The 23,869-nt window shown below is 41.9% G+C and carries 17 protein-coding genes; 10 read left to right on the top strand and 7 right to left on the bottom strand.

Features of this window, described 5'->3' with window-relative positions:
* Positions 1-117: 117 nt before the first annotated feature.
* Together NK987_RS08265 and NK987_RS08260 are read right to left on the bottom strand one after the other, a co-directional pair.
* The gene (locus NK987_RS08265; RefSeq protein WP_259263465.1) at positions 118-1,224 is read right to left on the bottom strand and encodes a Gfo/Idh/MocA family protein; all 1,107 of its coding nucleotides are present in this window, start codon (positions 1,222-1,224) and stop codon (positions 118-120) included.
* 150 nt (positions 1,225-1,374) lie between these two features.
* Positions 1,375-1,911, bottom strand: a complete 537-nt coding sequence (locus NK987_RS08260) for a dihydrofolate reductase family protein (RefSeq protein WP_259263464.1) — start codon at positions 1,909-1,911, stop codon at positions 1,375-1,377.
* Between the two features lie 289 nt (positions 1,912-2,200).
* On the opposite strand from NK987_RS08260, the gene NK987_RS08255 reads away from it, so the two are divergent.
* From NK987_RS08255 to NK987_RS08230, 6 genes are all read left to right on the top strand, one after another.
* A complete protein-coding gene (locus NK987_RS08255; RefSeq protein ID WP_259263463.1) occupies positions 2,201-3,529 on the top strand; it encodes a DEAD/DEAH box helicase in 1,329 nt (442 codons plus the stop codon).
* 603 nt (positions 3,530-4,132) lie between these two features.
* Positions 4,133-7,351, top strand: a complete 3,219-nt coding sequence (locus NK987_RS08250) for a SusC/RagA family TonB-linked outer membrane protein (RefSeq protein WP_258422541.1) — start codon at positions 4,133-4,135, stop codon at positions 7,349-7,351.
* 28 nt (positions 7,352-7,379) lie between these two features.
* Positions 7,380-8,936 (top strand): SusD/RagB family nutrient-binding outer membrane lipoprotein, encoded by a 1,557-nt coding sequence (locus tag NK987_RS08245; protein WP_258422540.1) that lies wholly within the window; start codon positions 7,380-7,382, stop codon positions 8,934-8,936.
* Positions 8,937-9,006: 70 nt separating this feature from the next.
* On the top strand, positions 9,007-11,556 hold the full coding sequence (locus tag NK987_RS08240; protein ID WP_259263462.1) for a phosphocholine-specific phospholipase C: 2,550 nt from the start codon (positions 9,007-9,009) through the stop codon (positions 11,554-11,556).
* A complete protein-coding gene (locus NK987_RS08235; protein ID WP_259263461.1) occupies positions 11,553-12,644 on the top strand; it encodes a phosphoglyceromutase in 1,092 nt (363 codons plus the stop codon). The genes NK987_RS08240 and NK987_RS08235 overlap by 4 nt, the downstream gene beginning before the upstream one ends.
* Positions 12,641-14,299 carry a metallophosphoesterase family protein gene (locus NK987_RS08230; protein WP_259263460.1) on the top strand — a complete coding sequence of 553 codons (1,659 nt, stop codon included), beginning with the start codon at positions 12,641-12,643 and terminating at the stop codon, positions 14,297-14,299. The genes NK987_RS08235 and NK987_RS08230 overlap by 4 nt, the downstream gene beginning before the upstream one ends.
* A 1-nt stretch (position 14,300) precedes the next feature.
* Here NK987_RS08230 and NK987_RS08225 read toward each other — a convergent pair whose 3' ends face one another.
* Positions 14,301-14,870, bottom strand: coding sequence for an HD domain-containing protein (locus NK987_RS08225; protein ID WP_258422536.1), 570 nt, complete (start codon positions 14,868-14,870; stop codon positions 14,301-14,303).
* Between the two features lie 303 nt (positions 14,871-15,173).
* Between NK987_RS08225 and NK987_RS08220 the strand changes: the two genes are divergently transcribed.
* From NK987_RS08220 to NK987_RS08205, 4 genes are read left to right on the top strand one after another with little or no spacing between them, the layout of a single operon-like run.
* Complete coding sequence (locus NK987_RS08220; RefSeq protein ID WP_258422535.1) at positions 15,174-15,869, top strand: HAD hydrolase-like protein; 696 nt, start codon at positions 15,174-15,176, stop codon at positions 15,867-15,869.
* Positions 15,870-15,905: 36 nt separating this feature from the next.
* The gene (locus tag NK987_RS08215) at positions 15,906-17,273 is read left to right on the top strand and encodes a DUF5690 family protein (protein ID WP_259263459.1); all 1,368 of its coding nucleotides are present in this window, start codon (positions 15,906-15,908) and stop codon (positions 17,271-17,273) included.
* A gap of 3 nt (positions 17,274-17,276) precedes the next feature.
* Positions 17,277-18,401: a TIGR03364 family FAD-dependent oxidoreductase gene (locus NK987_RS08210; RefSeq protein WP_259263458.1), complete on the top strand. Its 1,125-nt coding sequence runs from the start codon at positions 17,277-17,279 to the stop codon at positions 18,399-18,401.
* A gap of 38 nt (positions 18,402-18,439) precedes the next feature.
* Positions 18,440-19,018, top strand: coding sequence for a helix-turn-helix domain-containing protein (locus NK987_RS08205; RefSeq protein WP_258422532.1), 579 nt, complete (start codon positions 18,440-18,442; stop codon positions 19,016-19,018).
* A gap of 10 nt (positions 19,019-19,028) precedes the next feature.
* Here the strand turns inward: NK987_RS08205 and NK987_RS08200 are convergent, their stop codons facing one another.
* The 4 genes from NK987_RS08200 to NK987_RS08185 form a co-directional block, all read right to left on the bottom strand.
* On the bottom strand, positions 19,029-20,843 hold the full coding sequence (locus NK987_RS08200; protein WP_259263457.1) for a metallophosphoesterase family protein: 1,815 nt from the start codon (positions 20,841-20,843) through the stop codon (positions 19,029-19,031).
* 166 nt (positions 20,844-21,009) lie between these two features.
* Entirely contained in the window at positions 21,010-21,720 is a 711-nt protein-coding gene (locus tag NK987_RS08195) for an SIMPL domain-containing protein (protein WP_259263456.1), read from the bottom strand.
* Between the two features lie 126 nt (positions 21,721-21,846).
* A complete protein-coding gene (locus tag NK987_RS08190; protein ID WP_259263455.1) occupies positions 21,847-22,695 on the bottom strand; it encodes a prephenate dehydrogenase in 849 nt (282 codons plus the stop codon).
* Between the two features lie 28 nt (positions 22,696-22,723).
* A complete protein-coding gene (locus tag NK987_RS08185; protein WP_259263454.1) occupies positions 22,724-23,869 on the bottom strand; it encodes a pyridoxal phosphate-dependent aminotransferase in 1,146 nt (381 codons plus the stop codon).

The following is a 23,869-nucleotide window of genomic DNA, read 5'->3' as shown; positions in this document are numbered from 1 at the left end:
ATCTTTCTTTGTCCAACAGTAAGAGAAAGCATTCCAATTCAGGATACTTTCCCAAACATTGAGGTAAGAAATCCCATAAAACTAAAAGAATTTTTTAAATCTAATCTATCTAAATTCCTATCTCCCCAAAAATACCGTCCCCCCTTTTTCCGTTGACTTCCTAGCTGCATCGAGGATTTCTGCGACAATCATGTTATTGTTCAGAGAATAAAGGTTGTAGTCTTCCGCTTTGATTTTGCCCCGGATCACATCTGCGAAATAGGAAAAAGGATCTACATAAACCCCAACTTCCTCAGGTTGAACTTCGAAGGTTTTTTCCTCAGGATTTTCCCAAGTTCGTGTCCGCATCTTGGACTTATTTTCACTGATTACCTGACCGGTTTTGCCATAGACTTCCATGTCCTTCCTGTCAAAAGGCCAATTCCAAGAGGCTTGGATGATCGCCTGCGCATCTCCATAATCCAAAATGATCGTCGCCTCATCATCCACTTTGGGATAAATGTCCGGCTTGTAGGTATTGGTGATGGCTGTGACGGAAATCGGCTTTCTCCCTTCCATCAGGTAAGTCATGATATTGGCACCATAGCAACCAAAATCAACCAACGCTCCTCCCCCATTTTGAACCGGGTCCGTTAGCCAATCCAAAAACTCCTTCCCCACCCCGATTTCTTTGGGACCTCTGTGTCCGTGATGGAAAACAGCTTTGCGGATCGGGCCATAGGCTTCCTTGTCCTGAAGCAATTGGTAGGTCTTTTCGGTGCTTGCATACCAGGAAGTCTCAAAGTTGGTCAGGAGATGGATTCCGTGTTTTTTGGCCAAAGCTTCCATTTTCTTGGCTTGTTCGAGAGAGTAGGTCAGGGGCTTTTCCACCATGACATGAATTCCCCGCGGAGCGGCAAGTTCCACGGCTTCCAAATGGGCATAAATGGAACCAAAAGCCAATACTGCTTCCGGTTTCACCGCATCAAGCATGGCTTTGGCATCGGTAAAAAACAGTTTTTCATCCATGTTGTAGCGCTTGGCATAACTTGCTGCAAGGGCTGCATCAGGTTCGTAGATCCCCACCAATTCCACATCAGTTTTGTCTTTTCTATTGAAAATCCAGGGTGAATGCCCATGCGAAAGTCCCATCATCGCCATGCGGACAGGTTGACTGCTTAGCTGGGCAAATGAGGGTTGTATAAAACAGAAACAGATGAAAAGAAAAAGGAGGAGGTTTTTCATGGTTTGACTTGGGTTGGAGTATGGAATATACAAGATGGGAATTTTCATTTATCTAATGTAGAAAAAAGGCTAGCAGACAAAGTAATTCCTTTTCAGATCACCTTTCCACCAATTGAAGTGAATGAATTAAACGCTAATCCTTTACGCTTTTCAGGGATTTTCCTTTTTCACCTCATACCACAACTGCACCAATCCCGAAGGATAGCTGATGGCTCTTTTGAATTGGAGGTTTTGCTCGATATTCCCCTCTTTGAATAAGCGGATACCATCTCCAAGCAAGTGGGGAATGACGCTGACAATGACAGTGTCAAACAGGCTGTTTTGTAGCAATTCAGATACAATCTCCGCACCTCCATCACAATAAATATCCTTTCCTTTCTTATTTTTTAGGTTTTTGACCAAGTCCACGACATTATCATGATATTGAATATGTCCATTTTTCCTTTTCCTTGTCCGTGAGATGACGAACACTTCTTTGTCCTGATGCGGCAATTCACCTCCAAATGACAGGACTTTATCAAATGTCTTCCTTCCCCAAATGACTGTATCTATGCCCTGCAAAAAATCTGCATAGCCATAATCCTCATTCGGAACTTCGACCATATTCAAAAAATCAATGTTGTCGTCCTTCTTTGCAATATAGCCATCCAGGCTCATAGCGATATATAAGATGAGTTTTCGGTCCATAGGTTGGGGTTTTTCCTTATTCAAAAAAGCTAAAATAATCATTAAATCAAATTTTTGAAGTTCTCTTCATGTGTCACTTTTTGTCTTGAAACAAAAAGTAACCAATCCCGATAATCATCGGGACAAGTAATTTTAATCCTCGCCCACAATTTGCCTCGCCGGACCGGTAAAATTTCTTCCTCCCCACCGGTGTTCCAAAAAGAAATTCCCCGGAAGTAAAAGATTCTAATTTCCATCCATACCTAATTACTCCCTCCTCCTCCAAACTTTATTTCCGTACCTTTGCCCCATGTCAGAAAATACCGCCTCCTCCCATTCCCGATTTTTGAAAAACCTGTCTATCGATGCATTAAATGAAATGCAATCGGACTTTATAGAAAGTGCTGCCAAAACCGACAATATCATGCTCTTGGCACCTACCGGTTCGGGGAAGACATTGGCTTACCTGATTCCTTTGGTGGATGCACTTCAGGAAGACCTAAAGGAAGTCCAGGCCCTGATCATCGTCCCATCACGGGAGTTGGCGATACAGATCGAGCAAGTTTTTAAGGGGATGAAAACTCCTTTCAAAGTAAGTACTGTCTATGGCGGTCATGCCATGAAGGTCGAACAAAACAGCCTCAGCGAAGCGCCTGCTGTGGTAATTGGAACGCCGGGAAGACTTTCGGACCATGTCCAGAAGGAATCTTTTGATACAAAAGGAATCAAAATGATCATCTTGGATGAATTTGACAAGTCATTGCAAATGGGTTTCCATGAGCAGTTGAGGATTATATTCCGTGGCCTGAAGACCCAGACACAGCGACATTTACTGACTTCAGCTACGGTTTTGGAGAGATTGCCTGACTTCCTGCCTTTCAGCAATCCAACTACTATAAATTACCTGAAGGATGAGGAAGATTCCAAACTTGAACTCAAACTTGTCCATACTTCGAGTAAGGAAAAAGTCCAGGTTTTGATGCGCTTGGTGGCGGGATTTCAGAATGAACCCTGCCTTGTTTTTTGCAACCATCGGGATGCGGTGGGCCGGATCAGTATGCTGCTGACCGGAAATGGATTTGAACATGGGGTCCTGCATGGAGGAATGGAACAAATTGACAGAGAAAAAAACTTGATCAAATTCCGCAGTGGAGTTTACAATCTCCTGATCGCAACCGACCTGGCATCCCGTGGCCTCGATATTCCCGAAATCATGCACGTGGTTCACTATCAGTTGCCTCCACGAAAAGATGCATTTACCCACCGAAATGGAAGAACCGCAAGGATGCATGCTGAAGGCAACGGCTACCTGATTTTGGCAAATGATGAAGTTCTGCCTGATTATATTGACAAATCTGTTGAGGAAACAACTGTGACGGAGGTTTTGGCACCCGTGCAGCCATCATCCTTTGAATGCCTGTATTTCAGTGCTGGCAAAAAAGATAAAATCTCCAAAGGCGACATTGTGGGTTTGCTCACACAAAAAGGAGGCTTGACAACATCGGATATCGGGTTGATTACACTTCTGGATTTTTCTTCTTATGTGGCTGTCAAACGATCGAAAGTCGAAAAAACCCTTGACAAAATCCGTAATGAGAAACTGAAAAAGAGCAAGGTGAAAATTGAGGTGGCGAGGTGAGGTTGTTGGTTAATTGGCTAAAGGATTAATTGGTTAACTGATTTGGGTTTAATTGGTTAATTGATTATATGGTTAACTGAATATCCTTAATCTAGTTTATCTCAGCCCGAAACGTGCGAGATTATAACCATAATACGGAATGATAGAATAGCAATGAGGTATTCCTATTTATCATCAATTTCACATATACTTACTCAATTCTTTTGCAACTTCCAAACCACAGTCTTTTCCAACCCAGGAACCTTCCAATTTTTTAAACCTCCTGCTCCTCTTACCTTTTACTTCTCACTGTCTAGCTACTTAGTACTTGGTACATTGTACTTAGTACTTTCAGGTACTTAATCCTTTCCTCCCTATTGTTTACTATTTATATACTTTTTTATTTAACAAAAACCTAACTTTTACTAAACACTACATCTTTTTTACCCTCCAATATTATCTCCAAAATATTGATATTTGATCGAAAAAAGGCATTTTTTAATCATTTAACATAAAATTAATTCACCTTAAGTTAACCATTTCTTAACCGGTAAAAAAACTCAAAAGTTTAGCTTTGGTAAAACTTTTAAATCAAACTATATCAAAAATTTCTACCAAAACAACATGAAAACGGCAAGATTACAGCGCGTCGGATGGATGTTGGTCCTCTTTTTTGGATTGACACTATCAGCCATCGCCCAAGAAAAAAGGGTCGAAGGAAAAGTTACTGACCCGGCAGGGCAACCGCTACCCGGTACAAGTGTACTGGTCAAAGGCACCAACAGAGGCACCGTGTCCGATCTGGATGGTTTGTATAATTTAATGACTACCCCTTCCGACACTCTGGTTTTTTCCTTTATTGGATTTGAAAAAACAGAAAGACTTGTCGGTAATTCATCCATCATCAATATCACTTTACAAGAAGGGATTGAAATCGGAGAAGTAGTGGTCACTGCACTTGGCATGGAGCGTGATGCCAAAGCTTTGGGATATGCCGTACAGACCGTGGATGGAGATAGGTTTTCTGAAGCCAGAGAAACCAACGTGCTCAATTCTCTTAGCGGTCGAGTGGCCGGTGTCAATGTAACAAACGGTTCAAGTGGTTTAGGGGGATCCACCAGGGTAACAATCCGTGGAGAATCTTCTTTGAACATCAATGCTAACCAACCTCTTTTTGTAGTGGATGGAATTCCTATCAGTAATAACCTTACCGGTTCATCAGGAAGCGGAAACCAGGAAGTGGATTATGGAAATGCTGCCGGTGACATCAACCCTGATGATATCGCTTCAATGACTGTATTGAAAGGTCCAGCTGCCGCAGCCTTGTACGGTTCACGTGCTGCAAACGGTGCTATACTGATCACCACCAAAACAGGAAAAGGCAAAAAAGGATTTGGAGTGACGATCAATTCCAATACAACATTTGACAGTCCATTGGTAATGCCGCAATGGCAGGACAGGTATGGCCAAGGCAATAACGGCCAGTTTTCTTTTGTGGATGGTGCCGGCTCAGGAATTGCGGACGGCGTAGATGAGAGCTGGGGTCCTGAATTGGACAAGGGATTACTTATTCCCCAATTTGATTCACCAAGAAATATTCCGGGCTTTAGAGGTGGTGATTTGAATGCTCCTACAGGAAGTACAATTACTCCTACTCCCTGGGTATCCCAACCGAATAACATTAACGATTTTTTCCAGACCGGAGTGACTTTGGCAAACAATGTCTCAGTCGGCGCTGCAAATGATAAAGCCAATGTGCGTTTTTCATGGACCAACCTTGATCAGAAAGGAATTGTGCCAAATACGGACTTGAAGCGGAATACTTTAGCAATGAATACCGGAATCAACATTGTTCCGGATAAACTCACTCTGAACTCAACTTTCAATTACCAAAACACAAATTCAGGCAACAGGCCAAACATCAGTTATGGTACAGAAAACCTGATGTACCTGTGGATTTGGTATGGCCGTCAGTTGAACACCGGTAACCTGAGGGACTATTGGATGCCGGGCTTGGAAGGAGTTCAGCAGTTTAACTATAACTACAACTACCACGACAATCCTTATTTCAACGTTTTTGAAAACACCAATGGACAACAGAAAGACAGGGTCTTTGGAAACGTTTCTCTTAATTACAAAATCACCGAAAAACTGAACTTGATGGTCAGGACCGGTTTGGATACCTACAATGAGTTGAGAGACAGAAAAAGGGCTTTCTCCACACAGCGTTTTCCAAGAGGAAATTACAGAGAAGACAATGTCTATTTTATGGAAAGAAACTCTGATTTCTTGCTTTCTTATTCTGAAACAGGAAACATGAACTGGACTTACAATATTGCACTTGGTGGCAACCTGATGTCTCAAGAAAACAGATTCATGCAGGTGGTGGCACCTGAGCTTCTTATCCCGGGAATATACAACTTCACCAATACGGCAGTTGCACTCCAGACTTCTCAGTTTAACAGCACCAAAAAAATTAACTCTCTTTACGGTTTTGGACAGATTGGTTACAAAAACATCCTGTTTTTGGACATCACGGGAAGAAATGACTGGTCCTCAACATTGCCTGTAAACAACAACTCCTATTTCTATCCATCTGCGACTTTGAGTGCCATCGTATCGGATATGTTCCAGATGCCAAAAAGTGTCAGTTTGGTAAAAGTACGTGCAGCTTATGCAGAAGTCGGTAATGATACGAGCCCTTACAGTTTGACCAATGTGTTCAACAACCAAGTAGCATGGGGTTCTGACCAAGCAAAGACAGAATCTTCAGTGCTTTCCAATGCAGATTTGAGGCCTGAAAGAACAGCTTCTACTGAATTTGGGCTTGATTTGAGGTTTTTCGAAAACAGGTTGGGTTTTGACTTCACTTACTACGATAATGTCACAAGGGACCAGATCATCCCGATCACATTGGACATCGCAACAGGGTATAACAGCAGAATCATCAATGCAGGAAAAATCCAGAATTCAGGTATTGAGATCGTCATGCTTGCTAATCCAATTAAGAAGCAAAGCGGATTCCGTTGGGATATTGTGGCAAACTTTACAAGAAATAGAGGCAAGGTCCTTGAACTGACTGAAGGTCTTGATACATACACCTTGACAGAGAGAAACGGAGCCTTTGTACAGGCAAGGATCGGAGAAAGAATGGGAAATATCTATGGTGTCGGCTTTGCCAGAGTGGAAGATGAAAACAGCCCATATTTTGGACAAATCATCCATAACAGCACAGGAACTCCTTTGAGGGATTCGGAATTGAAACTTCAGGGAAATTACAATCCTGATTGGATGCTTGGTATCCAAAATAACTTCACCTACAAAAATTTTAACCTCGGATTCCTGTTTGACATCAGATATGGAGGAATTGTAGTTTCAAGAACCAAAACCATCGGAAGCACTTCGGGACAATTGGAAGAAACCCTTCTTGGAAGAGAAAACGGGTATGACCTTTCTGTGGAAGGCAACGGAATCATCAGCCCTGGAGTCATCCAAAATGCAGATGGCACATTTACTCCCAATACCATCAAAATCACATCCAGAAACTGGCACAACAGGTACTACGAGCGAAATAATGTGGAGGCTGCAAAATATGACGCATCTTATGTGAAACTGAGAGAGGTAACTCTTGGATATAATATCCCTAGAGAATTGATCAGAAAATCACCTTTTGAGGATATCAAAATTTCCCTTGTTGCCAGAAACCTTGCTTTGTGGACCGAAAACCCACACTTCGATCCAGAAACCTTATCCATGTCTGGAGGTACCCTCCAGCCTGGAGTTGAAAATATGTCCTTCCCATCTACGAGAAGTATCGGTTTCAATATCAACCTTAAGTTTTAACCAGAAAAATTTCTGAACATATATTGTTATGAAAACCAATATCAAAAAACTATTCACTGCCTTCCTAGCCCTTCAATTGGGTTGGTTTGCAGCCTGTACAAGTGATTTTGAAGAAATCAACAGCAATCCCAATTCACCGGAAACTGTCCCTTCTTCTCTTTTACTGCCGACGATTCTCAGGACAACCGCCAACCAACATGCAGGTCAGGCATGGGGAATCGGAAATGTGGTCATGCAGTATACTGCCAAAATCCAGTTTACTAATGAGGACCGTTACAATTGGGGACCTTTTGGCGATCCTTATGGCAGTTTTTACAATTCTCAAAGGGACATTACCAATATCATCAAAATCTCTGAGCCCCTTGGCCAGAATAATTATGTCGGAATAGCCAAAGTCGTACGTGCTCTTCAGTATTCTTTCATGACAGATGCCTATGGTGAGTTACCTTATTCACAGGCCACCCAAGCAAAGGACGGTATCAACTACCCGGAGTTTGATACACAAGAAGCCATCTATGAAGGTATTTTGAAGGATTTGAGGGAAGCAAACGACCTTCTTGGATCAAGCAATGAAGCTGTTCGGGGGGATATCCTTTTTGGTGGAAATATTGTCAGATGGAAAAAATTCGCAAACTCACTTCGCATCAGGGTTTTGATGAGGATTTCTTTGAGAAAAAATCCTTCTGCTGAATTGCAACAAATTCTAGCAAATCCGGCACAGTTTCCGATTTTCACAGGTAATGATGACCATGGGGTGCTCCAGCATCTTTCGGACGTACCCAATCAGCACAATCTATACACAACCCGTTCAGGTTCTTTTGACGAGTACAGGTTGAGCAAGAACATGGAATTAACCTTGAAAGGACTCAATGACGCAAGGCTTTTTGCATATGCACAGCCTACCAATGCCTCCGGAGCGGGTGTAGTCGGTAACCCTGATGATTATAGCGGAGTACCCAATGGGCTTTCAGACGAAGAAGCTTTGCAATATTCCCCTTCCGGTGACCCCGCTAAAGGAGGTTCCAACTTCCTTTCAAGGGTAGGTTTCCTATGGGCATGTTCTGCCTGTACTCCCCGTGCAAACCCAACAGGATACCAAACCATATTGATGAATTTCTCAGAATTACAGTTTCTCCTTGCAGAAGCTAGAGAAAGAGATTATATCAGCACAGGTTCGGCTGAGGAATATTACCTAAATGGCATCAACGCTTCATTTGACTACTACGAAGCTAGATACAGATTAGTAAATCTTCCACAAATCGCTGACAGACTCATGGTTGGAACAGAATACTTTACCCAACCAAGTGTAGCTTACACAGGAACTCAAGCTGAAAAACTTGCGAAAATCGGTACCCAAAAATGGATTGCCCTTTATTTCTCAGGTCTGGAAAACTGGTACGATTGGAGAAGAACAGGTATCCCAACAATTGTACCCGGACCGGCCGCTTTTGAACCAAACGTTCCAAGGAGGTTTATGTATCCTTCTTCTGTGCAGGCTTTGAACGAAGACAACTACAGAGCTGCACTAGCAAGGCAAGGTGAAGACAGAATCTCTACCAGGGTTTGGTGGGATTTAGCTAGATAATTTAATTGAAAAATGATAGATTCCTGCCTGTTCCGGATACCGGGACAGGCAGGATTTTTAAACAATACCCATGAAAAATAACAGAAGAGAATTTCTCAAGCAGGCAGCAATTTTTTCAGGAAGTATGGCGCTTTGGGGAGGAATCCCTGCAGCCATCCAAAAAGCCATGGCTATCAGTCCGGAAGCCGGCACGACTTTTTTAGATGCCGAACACATTGTTTTTTTGATGCAGGAAAACAGGTCATTTGACCATGCCTTGGGTTCACTTCAGGGAGTCCGGGGATTCAATGACCCAAGAGCGATCAAGCTTGCCAATGGCTTGCCCGTATGGCTGCAACCTGACAAAGCAGGAAATACCTACAAGCCATTTCACCTCGATATACAAAATACCAAAGCCACCTGGATGGGTGACATTCCCCACTCTTGGGAAAATCAGGTTGATGCAAGGAATGAAGGAAAATATGATGGATGGGTAGAATCCAAAAGACCAGGAAACAAGGAATTCAGCCATGTGCCTTTGACCATGGGCTATTATAAGAGAGAAGACATCCCTTTTTATTATGCATTGGCAGATGCTTTTACAGTTTGCGACCAGCATTTTTGCTCAGCCCTGACCGGTACCACTACCAACAGGATGTATTTTTGGACCGGAAAAAGCAGGAATCCCAAAGACGGCTTTTCTGTTGTCCGCAACTCTGAAGCCACCTATTCCAAAGAAGTGGATTGGAAGACTTATCCTGAAAGACTGGAAGAAAACGGTGTATCATGGAGAGTTTACCAAAATGAAATCAGCTTGTCATCAGGCTTAGAGGACGAAGACGAATCATTTTTAGCCAACTTCACAGACAATAACCTGGAATGGTTCAAGCAATACCATGTTCGTTTTGCCAAAAGCCACTACCCATTTTTACAAAAAGCAGAAAAAGAACTCCAAGAATCCATCGACCAGCTAGAGCATAGGATGAAATCCAATCCCGTCGATGGAATAGAAAAAGCAATGGAGGAAAACAAAGCAAAGCTGGCATATGTCCAGGAAACTTTAGTGAAGTATCATCCGGACAACTTTGACAAGCTTTCTGAAACAGAGAAAAACCTCCACAAAAAAGCTTTTACGATCAATTCAGAGGATCCGGATTTTCACCAGACAGAATGGATGGAATATGAAAAAGATGGAAAAGCCTTCAAAACAAAAATCCCAAAAGGCGACATCCTCCATGAATTTCGCAAAGATGTCAAAGAAGGAAAACTCCCAACGGTATCTTGGCTGGTTGCCCCGCAAAAATTCTCTGACCATCCATCGGCCCCCTGGTATGGCGCATGGTATGTCTCCGAGGCAATGAACATCCTGACCGAAAATCCTGAAGTCTGGAAGAAGACCATTTTTATACTCAATTATGATGAGAACGACGGATATTTTGACCATATCCCTCCTTTTGTAGCCCCGCATCCCACAGATCTAAATTCCGGAAAAGTAACAGGAGGCATCGAAACCAAGGACGAATTTGTCACCATGGAGGAAGAACTCTCCAAACCTGGGATGAAATCTAAGAATGCCCGACAAAGTCCGATTGGCTTGGGATATAGGGTTCCGCTGATTATCGCCTCCCCTTGGACACGTGGTGGCTGGGTCAACTCAGAAGTCTGTGATCTAACCTCTTCGCTGATGTTTTTGGAGAAATTTCTGAAACACAAAACAGGAAAAGACATCATAGAAGACAATATCAGTAGCTGGAGAAGGACCGTTTGTGGTGACCTCACTTCTGCTTTCAGACCCTATAATGGCGAGAAAATTGAATTTCCAAAACCCGTAGTACAGCAAGAATTTATGAAAATGATCCACCAAGCAAGTTTCAAAAACCTGCCTGACAACTTCGGGCCCCTTACCTCAACCGAAATCCAAACGGTCAAAAAAGCGGGACGGAAATCCAAAGTCCTACCTAAGCAGGAAGCCGGAACAAGAAATTCCAATGCGCTCACTTATGAATTATACCTTGATGGGGGAATGGATTTCTTTCAACAATCATTCAGGATAGTTTTTCAAAATTCTGATAATGTATTTGGGAAAAAGACAGCAGGCGTACCCTTCCAGGTCTATGCTCCTGCCAAATATTTGGAAAACAGCAAATGGCTTCCTATGAAAGTCTGGTCTTTTGCCTTAGAGCCGGGGACAGACCTGGATTACCAATGGCCATTGGTCAATTTTGAAAATGGACATTACCACTTGGATGCCTATGGCCCAAATGGATTTTTCAGAAGCTTCAAAGGAATGAGAAATGAGACTTTGGTCGAGGTCAATGCAACATACGACCTCAAAGAACCGAAAAATCCCAAGCTTATTCTCAGAATCCATAACCACGATAAAGTCAAAAATCTTGACCTAATCCTGGAAGACCAAGCCTACGGCAAAGTAAGGACTGAAATATCCCTTAATCCAAACTCAGAGAAAACGATCACATTGGACACCGAGAAAAGTTTTGGTTGGTACGATTATGCATTAAAAATCCAAGACAACGAATCCTTTGAAAGAAGACTTGCAGGAAGAATAGAAACCGGCTTGCCTTCAAAAACAGATCCGCAGATGGGAAACCTTATCCAAAACCAAGACACATTTAACGTATGAAAAATTTACTTTTGATCGGATTGGTATTCTTGGGATTGATTCGGGAAAGTTCAGCTCAAAATCTCAAAACTGAAAACCTGATTTTCATCACTTTGGATGGTTTGAGATGGCAGGAGGTATTTTCAGGTGCAGACTCTCTTTTGGTAGTGGATACACAATACGCACAGGATCCCGAAAAACTCACTGAAACCTTTTGGCACCTCGACCCAAAAGTCAGAAGGGAAACTTTGATGCCTTTTTTTTGGGAGGTCATTGCAAAGGAAGGACAGTTGCATGGCAACAGAAAACTTGGCAGCAAAGTGAATGATAAAAACAGGATGGTATTTTCCAAACCTTGCTACAATGAGATTTTTGCAGGATATCCAGACGATGAGCGCATCAATAGTAACAGCAAAGAAAATAACCCAAACCCTAATTTCTTGGAATTTCTCCAGAAGCAGCAAGGTTTTGAAAATAGGATTGCAGCTTTTGCATCTTGGGATGTGTTCCCTGCTATCCTCAACAGAGACAGGAACGGATTGAAACTAAATGCAGGATTTGAAAAAGCCCAAGGTGAAAATCTGACTGAAATCGAGACTTTCCTAAACCGTGCACAAGATGAGATTCGTGGTCCTTGGGGCGGTGTGAGGTTGGATTTTTTTACCCACCATTATGCGATGGAGGAGTTGAAAACAAGGAAGCCAAAAGTCCTTTATATAGGATATGGGGAAACTGACGATTACAGCCACGATGACCGGTATGACCAATATCTCCTTTCTGCAAGACAGACCGATGCCTACATCCGTGAGATCTGGGGTTTTGTACAAAATGACACACAATACAAAGGTAAGACCACTTTGATCATCATGACAGACCATGGCCGGGGAGTTTATCCCAAAGAGAACTGGAAGAGCCACTCAGTAAATACACCAAATTCAGATGAAATCTGGATTGCTGCAATAGGGCCTGACACACCTGCACTAGGTGAAGTCAGGCAAGACGGGCAAATCTATGCCATGCAGGTGGCAAGGACGATGGTGGAATTGTTGGGATTTGAATATCCGGTCACAAAAGCAGGGGAAGTCATTCCTGCAATCATGGGAAAATGAGATTCAAGGTTTTCATTTTACTCCTTATTTTGAGTGGATGCCAGCCAAAAGAGCAGGAAATAAAACCGACTTTTTCTTCTTCCCTTATGGCCTATTGGAAAGACAAGCCAATGGGTTCTGTTTGGGATTTTGTACCAAAAGAAGAAATCCATGAATTGTCCATAGGTTGGGAATTCCATGGTTGGGACACTTTGAAAGGAATAGGAGCAGAAATTCCAAATCTGAAATCAGGCTTGAAAATAAACCTTCCGCACCGCATCCAAACTCCCAATTCCAACATCTGGTACTCCGGAGATTTTGAACTGGAAAATGGAGTGTTGATAGTTGGTGCAGACGATGGACAACAGGTTTGGGTAGATGACAATCCCATCCTTCCTGACAAAAATCATGTCTATCAAATCCCTAAAACCAATGGAAAAATTACCATTAGAGTGATTAACAATGCTGTGGCAGGCGGCCTTGGAACTGTAAAATGGATTCCGATTGCAACCTGGGAAAAAGCCACTATAAACTTTGATTCAGAATGGTTTGGGAAGGTTAGGGAGGATAAGCATATGCTATGGCAGAAAGAGGTTGATTTTGATGAGATGACATCCAAAAGGTATCCCATTTGGTTTTCTGATCCGGTTATTTTACCATATGATAAAGACCAAATTCTCCTCAGGTGGACAGGAGAAAAGGGACATGAATCATGGATTTTTTATGGTAAGGATTCGGCAAACCTGCATCTTTCTACTTTAGCGATTGAAGATGATGGAGTCTATTCTGCATTTTTACCCAATGAGAAAATCCAACATTACAGGTTTGAGATGTCAGAGACCAAATCTCCTATCTACACTTCCAATTCGGTGGAATCGAAAATCCAAACCAGCTTTGCACTTTGGGCAGACAGCCAAGGAGGATGGAAATCGTTTGAAAAAATCCTTGAACAGATCAAAGAGGCAAATCCTGATTTCACCGTAGGAATCGGTGATTTGGTAGGAAACGGCAGACTTGAAAGTGAATACCAAAAATTGCTCCAGTACCTCTCCCCTATTGCTGTTCCCCATTATTTACTTCCAGGAAACCATGATTATGATGGTTCATATCAAACCTGGATTCCTGAGCCTTTCCAAAAAGTCCTCAAAGCAGACAACCAAAAAAATTACTATTCCTGGCAATCAGGGCCTTGTGCATTTATCGCTTTGGACCCCAATGAAAACTTTCCTGTCGGGATTCCGGCCAATACGGAGCAATTCGAATGGTTTCAACAGGAAATCAAATCCAAGAAATGGAAAGATGCTGCCTGGAAAATCATATTGGTTCACCAGCCACCCTTCAGTCAAGGTTGGATAGGGTATCATGGGGAGCAAAGCATAGAAAATTTGTTGAAACCGGTTTGGGAATCCGGCATGGCAGATCTGGTGATTTCGGGCCATACCCATGATTATGAAAGGTTGATCTTGGATCATCCAAATGGAAAGACTGCCATTTTGATTCTTGGTGGCGCCGGAGGGGGATTGGAGTCTGAAGGGAATAAAGAAGATTTTCCTATTATGGACAAACTTATCCGTGAGCACCATTTTGGCAGGATTGATGCCACTAACAAAAAGCTGGAATTCAAAGCCGTAAACCAGTCAGGAAAGGTGATCGACTCCTTTTCTCTTGAAAAATGAGTCAATCGATCACTTTCAGCGCCATTTCCTTAAGGTATCCCAAATCCGGAACTGGGATTTCTTCTTCCTTTGCCAATTCATCCCAAGTTCTCATTTTTAGCGAAAGATCAAACAAAGGGTCTTTTTCAAAATTTCCGGCCTCCATGGAGGTCATGACACCGCCCTGATAACCCAAAGTCATCAGGCTTGCCTCGGAAAGTTTTTGTAGATATTCCGGGTATTTGAAAGTAAGGTAACGTTTTGCCTGCACGTGGTTTTCAACAAGTTTGGCTACTTTCTCAGGAAAACCTACTTCACGTAAAAAGTCCGCGCCTATCTGTTCATGCCTCTTTACTCCAAAGCCTCCCATATTTTCAAGATCTCGATCCATGGCAAACAAATGGCCCAAATCATGGAAAAAAGCTGCCAAAATCACTTCGTCGTCATAACCTTCTTTTTGGGCAAGTTGGGCGGATTGGCACATATGTTCAATCTGGGAAACGGGTTCACCGATATAATCCGCATGACCAAATTTTTCATACAAGTCAAAAACCATCTTGACTCTTTCTTCCTTTGAAAGGGAATTCATCATTTTGTTGAATGTTTATAAATACTAAATTAATCTATCCGATTCGATTCACGATAGAATTTAAATTAAGAAAAGGTTAAATAAAAAAATGTTGAAATCAAGAGTAATTTAATGATTTATTTATTGATTAAGGCTAAATCATCAATTGCGACTTAAATGTTAACAGAATAGTAATTGTATTTTTTTTGAATAATAATTCCACAAAGTTTATTTTTGCTAAACTTATGTTTAATTCAATAAATCAAATGGATGAGAATTAAACACTTTATTTCAAACCAAGAACATCAAAATCAATAGATATCACCAATGAAAAAAGCCATCAAACTCGCAGTTTTTGACATCGCGGGGACAACCATAAAAGACAATAGCAATGTGGCAGGATCATTTCAGCATGCATTTCTCCAACATGGTTTTGAAAATGTGACATTGGCAGAGGCAAACGAAAAGATGGGATATCCTAAGCCATTGGCCATCCGTGATATTCTATCCAACCATGTATCGGATAAAGGAATCATTACTTTAAATCTCATCGATGCCATACACGAGGATTTTGTCCAAAACATGATCGAATATTACCGTCATGCACCCGGCATAGAGCCTATGGATGATGCGGAAGATACATTCAATGCACTTCGGAGAAAAGGAATTAAAATCGGCCTTGATACAGGTTTTAGCAGGGATATTACAGATGTAATTTTAGAAAGAGTGGGTTGGAAAAACTCCCCGCTGATTGACGTCACAGTATGTAGCGATGAAGTGGAAAAAGGCAGGCCTTTTCCAGATATGATCCATGTGATGATGGAAAAACTAGGAATAAAGGACCCCAAGGAAGTCATCAAGATAGGTGACACTGAAGTCGATGTCAATGAAGGAATCAACACAGGTTGCCTGATGAATATAGCAGTAACCACAGGAGCGTTCTCAGAAGAAGAACTGCTAAAGCATCACCCTACACACATCGTCAATTCATTGACAGAAATTCTGGATTTGATCGACCAATAATCAAAGTCTCCCAAACTCTCCAAGGGTTCGGAACCCTTGGAGAGTTCCTTAAAAAACGACTCAGATTTCTATTTTTCTCCCATGCTGCAACTTCCTTTCGTCTCAAAAAAACTTGCCCAAAGCAGCAACTTCAGTATGAGTTTGTTTGCAGCAGTGATGGCCTTTTTGACTTACAGCAGCATGTATGCTTTCCGAAAACCTTTTGCGGCGGCGACTTTTGAGGGGGAGTTATTTATGGGAATGGACCTGAAAGTCTGGCTGATATTGGCTCAGACTTTTGGCTACATGGCGAGTAAATTCTATGGTATCAAAATGATCTCAGAACTCAAACCTGAAAGACGGGCGGTTTTGATATTGACATTGATCGGCATTTCGTGGATGGGATTGTTGGGTTTTGCTGTACTACCCGCACCATTCAATATCCTTTGTTTTTTGGTCAATGGGTTTCCCTTGGGATTGATTTGGGGATTGGTTTTTCATTACCTGGAAGGGAGAAAATTTACTGAAATGATGGGCAGTATCTTGGCTGTCAGTTTTGTATTCTCCTCCGGATTGGTCAAAACAATAGGCAAGTACCTCATGGACGAATGGCATATTTCCGAACTTTGGATGCCATTTTGGACAGGAGGAATTTTCATGCCTTTGCTTGTGATTTCGGTTATTTTGCTCAATCAGACTCCTCCACCCAATCATGAAGACGTGGCCTTGCGTTCTGTCCGGACTCCTATGTCCAAAAAAGAAAGAGTTGATTTCTTCAATGCTTTCAAGCCGGGAATCATCATTCTTGTGTTGGTCTATGTGGTGCTTACCGCGCTCCGTGACATCAGAGACAATTTTGCGGTGGAAATATGGGAGACAATGGGAATCAATGTCAATCCTGAGCTACTTACACAAACAGAAATCCCGATTACCCTAATTCTTTTGGTCATGATGGCCCTTTTGGTTTTGGTCAAAAACAACCAAAAAGCGCTGTTCCTGTATCATTGGATCATCATTGCAGGACTTGTCATGGCCGTCGGTGCTACCATTTTACTACAGGTTGGTATTATTCAACCCTTTCTTTGGGTTGTCTTGACCGGCACAGGGATTTATATGGGCTACATTCCATTCAACTGTCTGTTGTTTGACAGGTTGATCGCTTCTTTCAAGTCAGCAGGAAATGTGGGATTCCTGATGTACCTCGCAGACAGTTTCGGTTATTTAGGTTCGGTGGGGATCGTCACCATCAAACAGTTTGGTATTTTAAAGGATATGAGTTGGCACCTTTTCTACACCCAAGGCATCTTAGTAATGCTGAGTATCGGGACTGGAATGATGCTTTTTACATTATGGTATTTTAAAAGAAAAACAAAAACCTACGAGTCGGGAACCGTTGAAAACATTTCTTTGGCTTCAAAAATATAAATCATGCAACCATCAGCAATCGTCATTGGCTCAGGAATCGTCGGATTGGCCATCACCAGAGCACTTTCAAACAAAGGTTGGAAAGTCACCGTCATCGAAAGAAATCCCAAACCCGTTGGTGCATCCATCCGGAATTTTGGAATGGTATGGCCAGTCGGACAGGCACAAGGTCTAACCTTTGACAGGGCTATGCGATCAAGGTCAATTTGGCTGGAAATGAGCAAGAAGGCAAAATTTTGGGCAGAAGAAACCGGATCATTACACCTTGCCTATACCGAATTGGAAAATCAGGTTGTCGAAGAATATGTGGCTGCGATGCAGGGCATCAAATCTGCTTTTCATTTAAATCCCGCTCAGACTGCAGAGAAAAGTCAGGCTGCCATCGTAAATGGACTCAAAGGTGCACTTTGGACCGAAGAGGAAATGATCGTAGATCCCCGGGAGGCCATCTGGCAAACAGCTGCTTTCCTTGAATCTCTAGAAAATGTAACCTTCGAATGGAATAAGGCAGTCACTGAAATCAACGGAAACAAAGTCAGGTCAGGGACCAATACTTGGGAAGCCGATCAAATTTTTGTTTGCAGTGGAGCAGATTTTGAAACTCTATATCCCGAAATTTTTGATGCCACTCCCATCACCAAATGTAAACTTCAGATGATGCGCCTTGCCAAGCAACCGGAGAATTGGCGTATAGGACCACCTCTTTGTGCAGGCCTGAGCTTTATCCATTACAAAGGTTTTCATGTAGCTCCTTCTTTGGCCAAACTCAAGTCTGTATATGAGGAACAATTTCCTGATTTATTGGATCTCGGTATCCATGTGATGGTTTCCCAAAATGGAAATGGCCAATTGACGATTGGTGACAGCCACGAGTATGGCAGGCATTTGGATCCGTTTGACAGGGAGGATATCAACAAAAAAATCACTGATTTTTTGAAAACTTTTGCGGCTTTCAAAGATTGGACTTTGGAATCTTCCTGGCATGGGATTTATCCCAAAATGACCAATGGAGCAACTGAATTTATCCATCAATTCAATGCTCAAGTCTGGATAGTCAATGGAATGGGCGGAGCAGGAATGACGCTTTCATTTGGCCTTGGCGAAGAGGTGGTGGAGAAAATCAGTTAAGGACTAGGGTATATTTAGATATCCTGCTATTTTTCATCATGGAAAACGAAATCTTGGTTCAGATAAGCCAAAAGATCAAAAGCATCAGAAAAGATAAAAATCTTACTATACAAGAGATCGCTGAAAGGGCGGGCGTCACGAAGGGCCTGATCTCCCAGATTGAAAACTCGAGGACACTCCCATCGCTGCTCGTGCTGATGCAGATCATCAAAGCCCTGGAAGTGGATCTGAACTTCTTTTTCAATGACCTTAGCCTCGATGGCAGGGAAGCTCCAGTTTTGGTTCTCAGGAAAGAAGAATACAGCAAATTCGAAAAAGAACCTGCTTCAGGCTATCAGTACGAGCGCATCTTCACAAGAAAAATCAAATCAGGAGCAGTCGATTTTGTTTTGCTCGAAATCTTGCCCGGTTCAGTTAGAAATTTTGTAACCACCGATGCGTTTGAATTCAAATATATCCTTCAGGGTACAGTCAAATACATTTTCCGTGATCAGACCGTCGAACTTTTTGAAGGAGATTCCATGCTTTTTGACGGACGATTGGAGCACAATCCCGTCAATGAAGGAAAGGAAATAGTAAGGATGCTCGTTGTTTATTTCTTTGAAAATATGGAATAAGCTCTTGATTTTACTTTTTTATTTGGAAAGAATCAATCAAGCCACCCTCCAGATTGTAAGTTCTAAGTTCCAAAAAATCCCCAACGACTTGAACGGTACAATAATGATGTCCTCTGTAATTTTTTGCGGTAAACCAGGTTCTGGCAGGGGCATTGTCCTCCAAGTTGCCTCCAGATCCTCCTGCCTGCACATAGATTGTTCCTTTTTCAGAATCGACTTTGTCCCCTTTCAAAGGATGCGACCGCATATAAGTATGCAGATGTCCGAAGAAAACCATATCAACTTCATTGGCTTCAACCAGTGAAATCAAGTCTTTCAGTTGTGAATCACCCTGATTTCCGGGTTCCTTCCAGGTATTGCCATAATCATCCTCATCTGCAGAATAAGGTGCATGGTGAAGCACGACAAATTTCCATTTTGCTCCACTTTTGGCCCTTTCATTTTCTAGCCAAACATACTGTTCTCCTCCTTTCTGAAGGTCTTTTCGGGGATTGCTGTTGAGCATAAAAAAGGAAGCGTCTCCGTAATCGAAACGGTAAAAGCCCTTTTCACCTGATTGCGGATGGTATTGTTTGTACCAATGAAGGTCTCCGTCCCCATTTCCCGGAACAGTCGCAATGGGAATCCTTGAAGTTAAAACCCCCGTTCCCTGAAAATATTCCATTGTCCACTCAAACTTGGAATCTTTCCATCCACCATCCGTCAGATCCCCTAGATGAATCAAAAAATCAGGTCTTTCTTCCCAAAGTCGTTGGGCAACTTGGTTATTGACCTGCGGTCTGCTTTCTGTATCACTGATGATTCCAAAAAGAAAAGGATTGCCTCTTTGCTTTGCTGTTTGGAAAGAAAGAACCTGAGTAGATAATTTCTCTCCGCTTTCAGATTCCAAATCCAGCCTGTAAAAATAGGTTGTCCCGGGATTCAGATTTTCTAAAGTAATGGTTCTGATGAGATCGTTTCCTGAGTCAAAATTCTTAGACATTTCCAAGGGAAGTTTTTCTCCATAGGTCAAGATGGCTTTGGAGGCCCGATCTGTTTCCCAAACCAATTGGGCAGAATTCTCACCAATATCATTGAGATATGGACCTACCATCAAATGGAACTTGTCAGAATAGAGCTTTCCTGCACTGATTTGCTTTTCTACTTTCGAAAAAATATCGGCTATTTCCTGTTCTGTGAGGTCTTGGTTATATATCGCCGCTTTCTTAAGAATATCATGGGCTTCCATATAAGGCTCCTTATCCAAAAAGGATTTTAAGATCAACTGACTTCCTTCCAATGTTTTGTCCAATTCCTTTTGCCAAACCATTTCGCCTTGTTCAAAAAGTGTAACGTTTTTCCCATCAAAGTTTAGAAAGTAATGGTTCCAGTATTTTTTCCAAGATTTGGAATTGAATCCTGTTTCCTCCCAAATCCCTTTTTCCATCATGCCGGTAGTCACTTTTTTATCAAATACCGAAATAGCCAATTCCAAATCATCTTCTTTCCAAAATTCCCAAGAAATCCCAACCGGATTATTGACATGGGTGAGTAACAAAAACTCCAAAGTAAACGGTTTGGAAAAACCGACAGAAAAGTTTTCAAACAGCTGAAAAATAGAAGAAACCGGTTGATTCAGGCTGTTTGATGAGTCAGAAAAACCTGCACCAAATTTTTGAAAATCTTTCAAATAAACGGTTTCATCAAAGGGTTTTGTGGCTGCATTTCTTGGTAGGTCATATTGATTCCAAAACCAGAATTCTTTAGCGGGTTTTGGGATGGAATCAGAAGGTAGAACCGAAATATTTGGAAACAGGAAGGAAAAAAGGAATAGGAATGTCAGCATTGGAACTGGATTTTTGTTTACCAATACTAAACAGAAGAAAAATAAAAGAGATGAAGGGGCTGTTAAGAAACTGCTATAAAATCATCAACAGAAAAGCCACCGCCCAAAAGGATTGATACCTTTCAGCAGTGGCTTTCAATTTTGATATTCTTACTTTTTCTTATTTCTACTTTGAAAATGAAAAAGAAACCATCACCCTGTCATTGAGCTTTTGCTCCTCAAGACTGAAAGTCGGTTCTTGGTATGATTCACTCGTATCCATGGCCAACATGGCTTTGGCATTACGCATGACGGGCATGTAGTTGTTATTTCCTGAGGTATAGGTGACATTATGGACTTGGAGTTTAGACAACCCCAATGATTTTGCAATTACCTCTGTTTTTGATTTTGCATCAGAAATGGCGAGTTCGAGCAATTTAGAAGCAGATGATTTTCTCAAGGCATCCGAAACCTGAAACTGCACATTGTAAGTCATATCTGTCGTCTGATGCAATGCTTCAGTGATTTTTACCAAATTCTGTTCTGCAATTTTTACCCTGACTTTAATGGTTTGGGCAGCAACATAGCCACTGTCTTTGGAAGAGTTATTGGAATAAACCCTGTTGACATTGACAAAATAATTGTCAACCGTAAAAGTGTAACCGCTCACCTTGGTTTTTTTAAGGGCATCCTCTATTGATTTTGTCTTCTTGTTCAGCGCATTGGTGGCATCGGAAACTTTCAATGCTTTTTCTGAGAGGTTGATAAACATCAACGCTTCATCCGGCATAATGCTGAGTTCGCTTGTTCCTTCGACTTGAATGAGTGGAATGTTTTCCTGCGCAAAGGCAGGTCCAAACAGGAATAAAAACGGCAATGCAAATAGTAGCTTTTTCATAATATTGGTTTTTAAGTCTTGTACGGAGGGTTCAAAATTTCGGCCAATTTTTTTCAGTAATCAGTAATCAGAAAAAAACAGTTGGCAGTGGAAACTGCAAACTGAGACTGAATACTGCAAACTTAATTATTTTTCCAAATCCAGGATATCCTTGATTTTATTGGTTTTTTCCATTTCGTGGTACAATCCTTCGTAGTCATCTGCAATGATTTTATCTCGAAATTTGGAAAGGTTGGATATGTACAAGCTCATGGCCTCAAGGATATTTTTCTTGTTTTCCTGCATGATGGGTGCCCACATTCCCGGTGAACTTTTTGCTAACCTGACCGTCGAAGCAAATCCACTTCCTGCCATGTCAAAAATGTTTTTTTCATCTTCCATTTTATCCAGGACGGTCTTGCCCAACATAAACGAAGTGATGTGCGACAGGTGGGAAACGAAAGCGAGATGTTTGTCATGCTCTTCAGGATCCATGAAGCGCAGCTTCATATTGAGGGCTTCCAATACCTCATAGGCTTTGGCTTTCAAGTGGATGTCTGTCTTTTCCATTTCGCAAATGATAAAAACTTTTCTGTCCAACAGGTCTGCATTGGCTGCTTTAGGACCGGAATATTCTGTTCCTGCGATCGGGTGGCCGGCGAGGTAATGTTCTCTTTTGGGATGTTCTGATACCGCCTGACAAAGCAATTCTTTGGTTGATCCAAAATCCATCACCAAAGTTTCGGGAGAGATCTCATCAAGAGTTTTGACCAGCAATTCAGATAAAGTATTTGCAGGCGTTGCCAAAACGATGATATCTGTGTCGGCATCGGCCTTTTCTTTGGCTTCATCTATGATCCCCAAAGTCAGGGCATCCTGGAGGTTTTGCGAATTGGAATCAAATCCTGTAAAATGGATTTCCGGCTTTAACTGCTTCAAGGCTAGGGAAAATGACCCTCCCAAAAGACCCAAACCGATGATGTGAATTTTTTTCATTTGTTGATGATGTATGTGGGTGATGTGTTTATGATAATCGATTTATTGCTTCTTTGATGGATTCCTCTTCGACACAAAGTGAAAATCTTATGAAACCTTCCCCTTGTGTTCCGAAAATATGTCCGGGTGTCACAAAAATAGATTTGTCGTAAAGTAGGTTATCTACCAATTCATCAGATGTTTTTCCCTTAGGCAATTTAGCCCATACAAACATGCCTGCTGTGTCCTTTTCAAATTCCAAACCCAATTTTTCTGCCAATTCCCAAATCAGTTTTCTTCTTTTGGAATAAATTTCATTCAGTCCCCCATACCAATCCCTTCCCAATGACATGGCTGCAATGGCGCCTTGTTGGATTCCGAGAAACATTCCTGAATCCATATTGCTTTTTACTTTGGTAATGGCAGAGATCCATTCAGGCTTACCTGCGACAAAACCAACCCGCCAACCAGCCATATTGGAGGTCTTGCTGAGGGAATTGAGTTCCAAAGCTACTTCTTTGGCTCCTCCAATCTGGAAAATACTTTTTGGATTATCCTCCAAAACAAAGCTGTAGGGATTGTCATTGACGATGATGATGTGATTCTTTCTCCCAAACGCAATCAGCCTTTCAAAAACCTTCAAATCAGCCTTTGCTCCTGTGGGCATATGCGGATAATTGACCCACATCAGTTTGACTTTGCCTAGGTCCATTTTTTCGAGTTCATCAAAATCAGGATACCAACCATTTTCTGATTTTAAGTCATAATAAACCGCTTCCGCCAAAAGCAATTTGGTTACAGAAGTGTAAGTTGGGTAACCGGGATTTGGTACCAAAACCTGATCTCCCTCGTCCAAAAAAGTCATGGAAATGTGCATGATACCTTCCTTTGAACCCAATAGGGGCAATATTTCCGTATCGGCTGATAAGGAAACCCCATAATGTTTTTGGTGAAAATCAGCGTAGCCGTTTCTCAAAGCTGGAATTCCCTGATAGCCTTGGTAGCCGTGGCTCGTTGGCAACAAAGAAGACTGGTGCAAAGAATCTACGACAGAAGGATGAGGCGGAAGGTCCGGACTTCCAATTCCCATGTTGATGATTGGCTTTCCTTCTTCCCGCAGTTGGTTGACCTCTTTGAGTTTTTGAGAAAAATAATATTCCTGAATGCTATCTGTCCGTTTGGAAAATCCCTTCAT

Source organism: Aquiflexum gelatinilyticum (assembly GCF_024813435.1).
Lineage (GTDB): Bacteria > Bacteroidota > Bacteroidia > Cytophagales > Cyclobacteriaceae > Cognataquiflexum > Cognataquiflexum gelatinilyticum.
The sequence above is the reverse complement of the archived record's forward strand: the minus strand, read 5'-3'. Positions and strand labels throughout refer to the sequence as shown.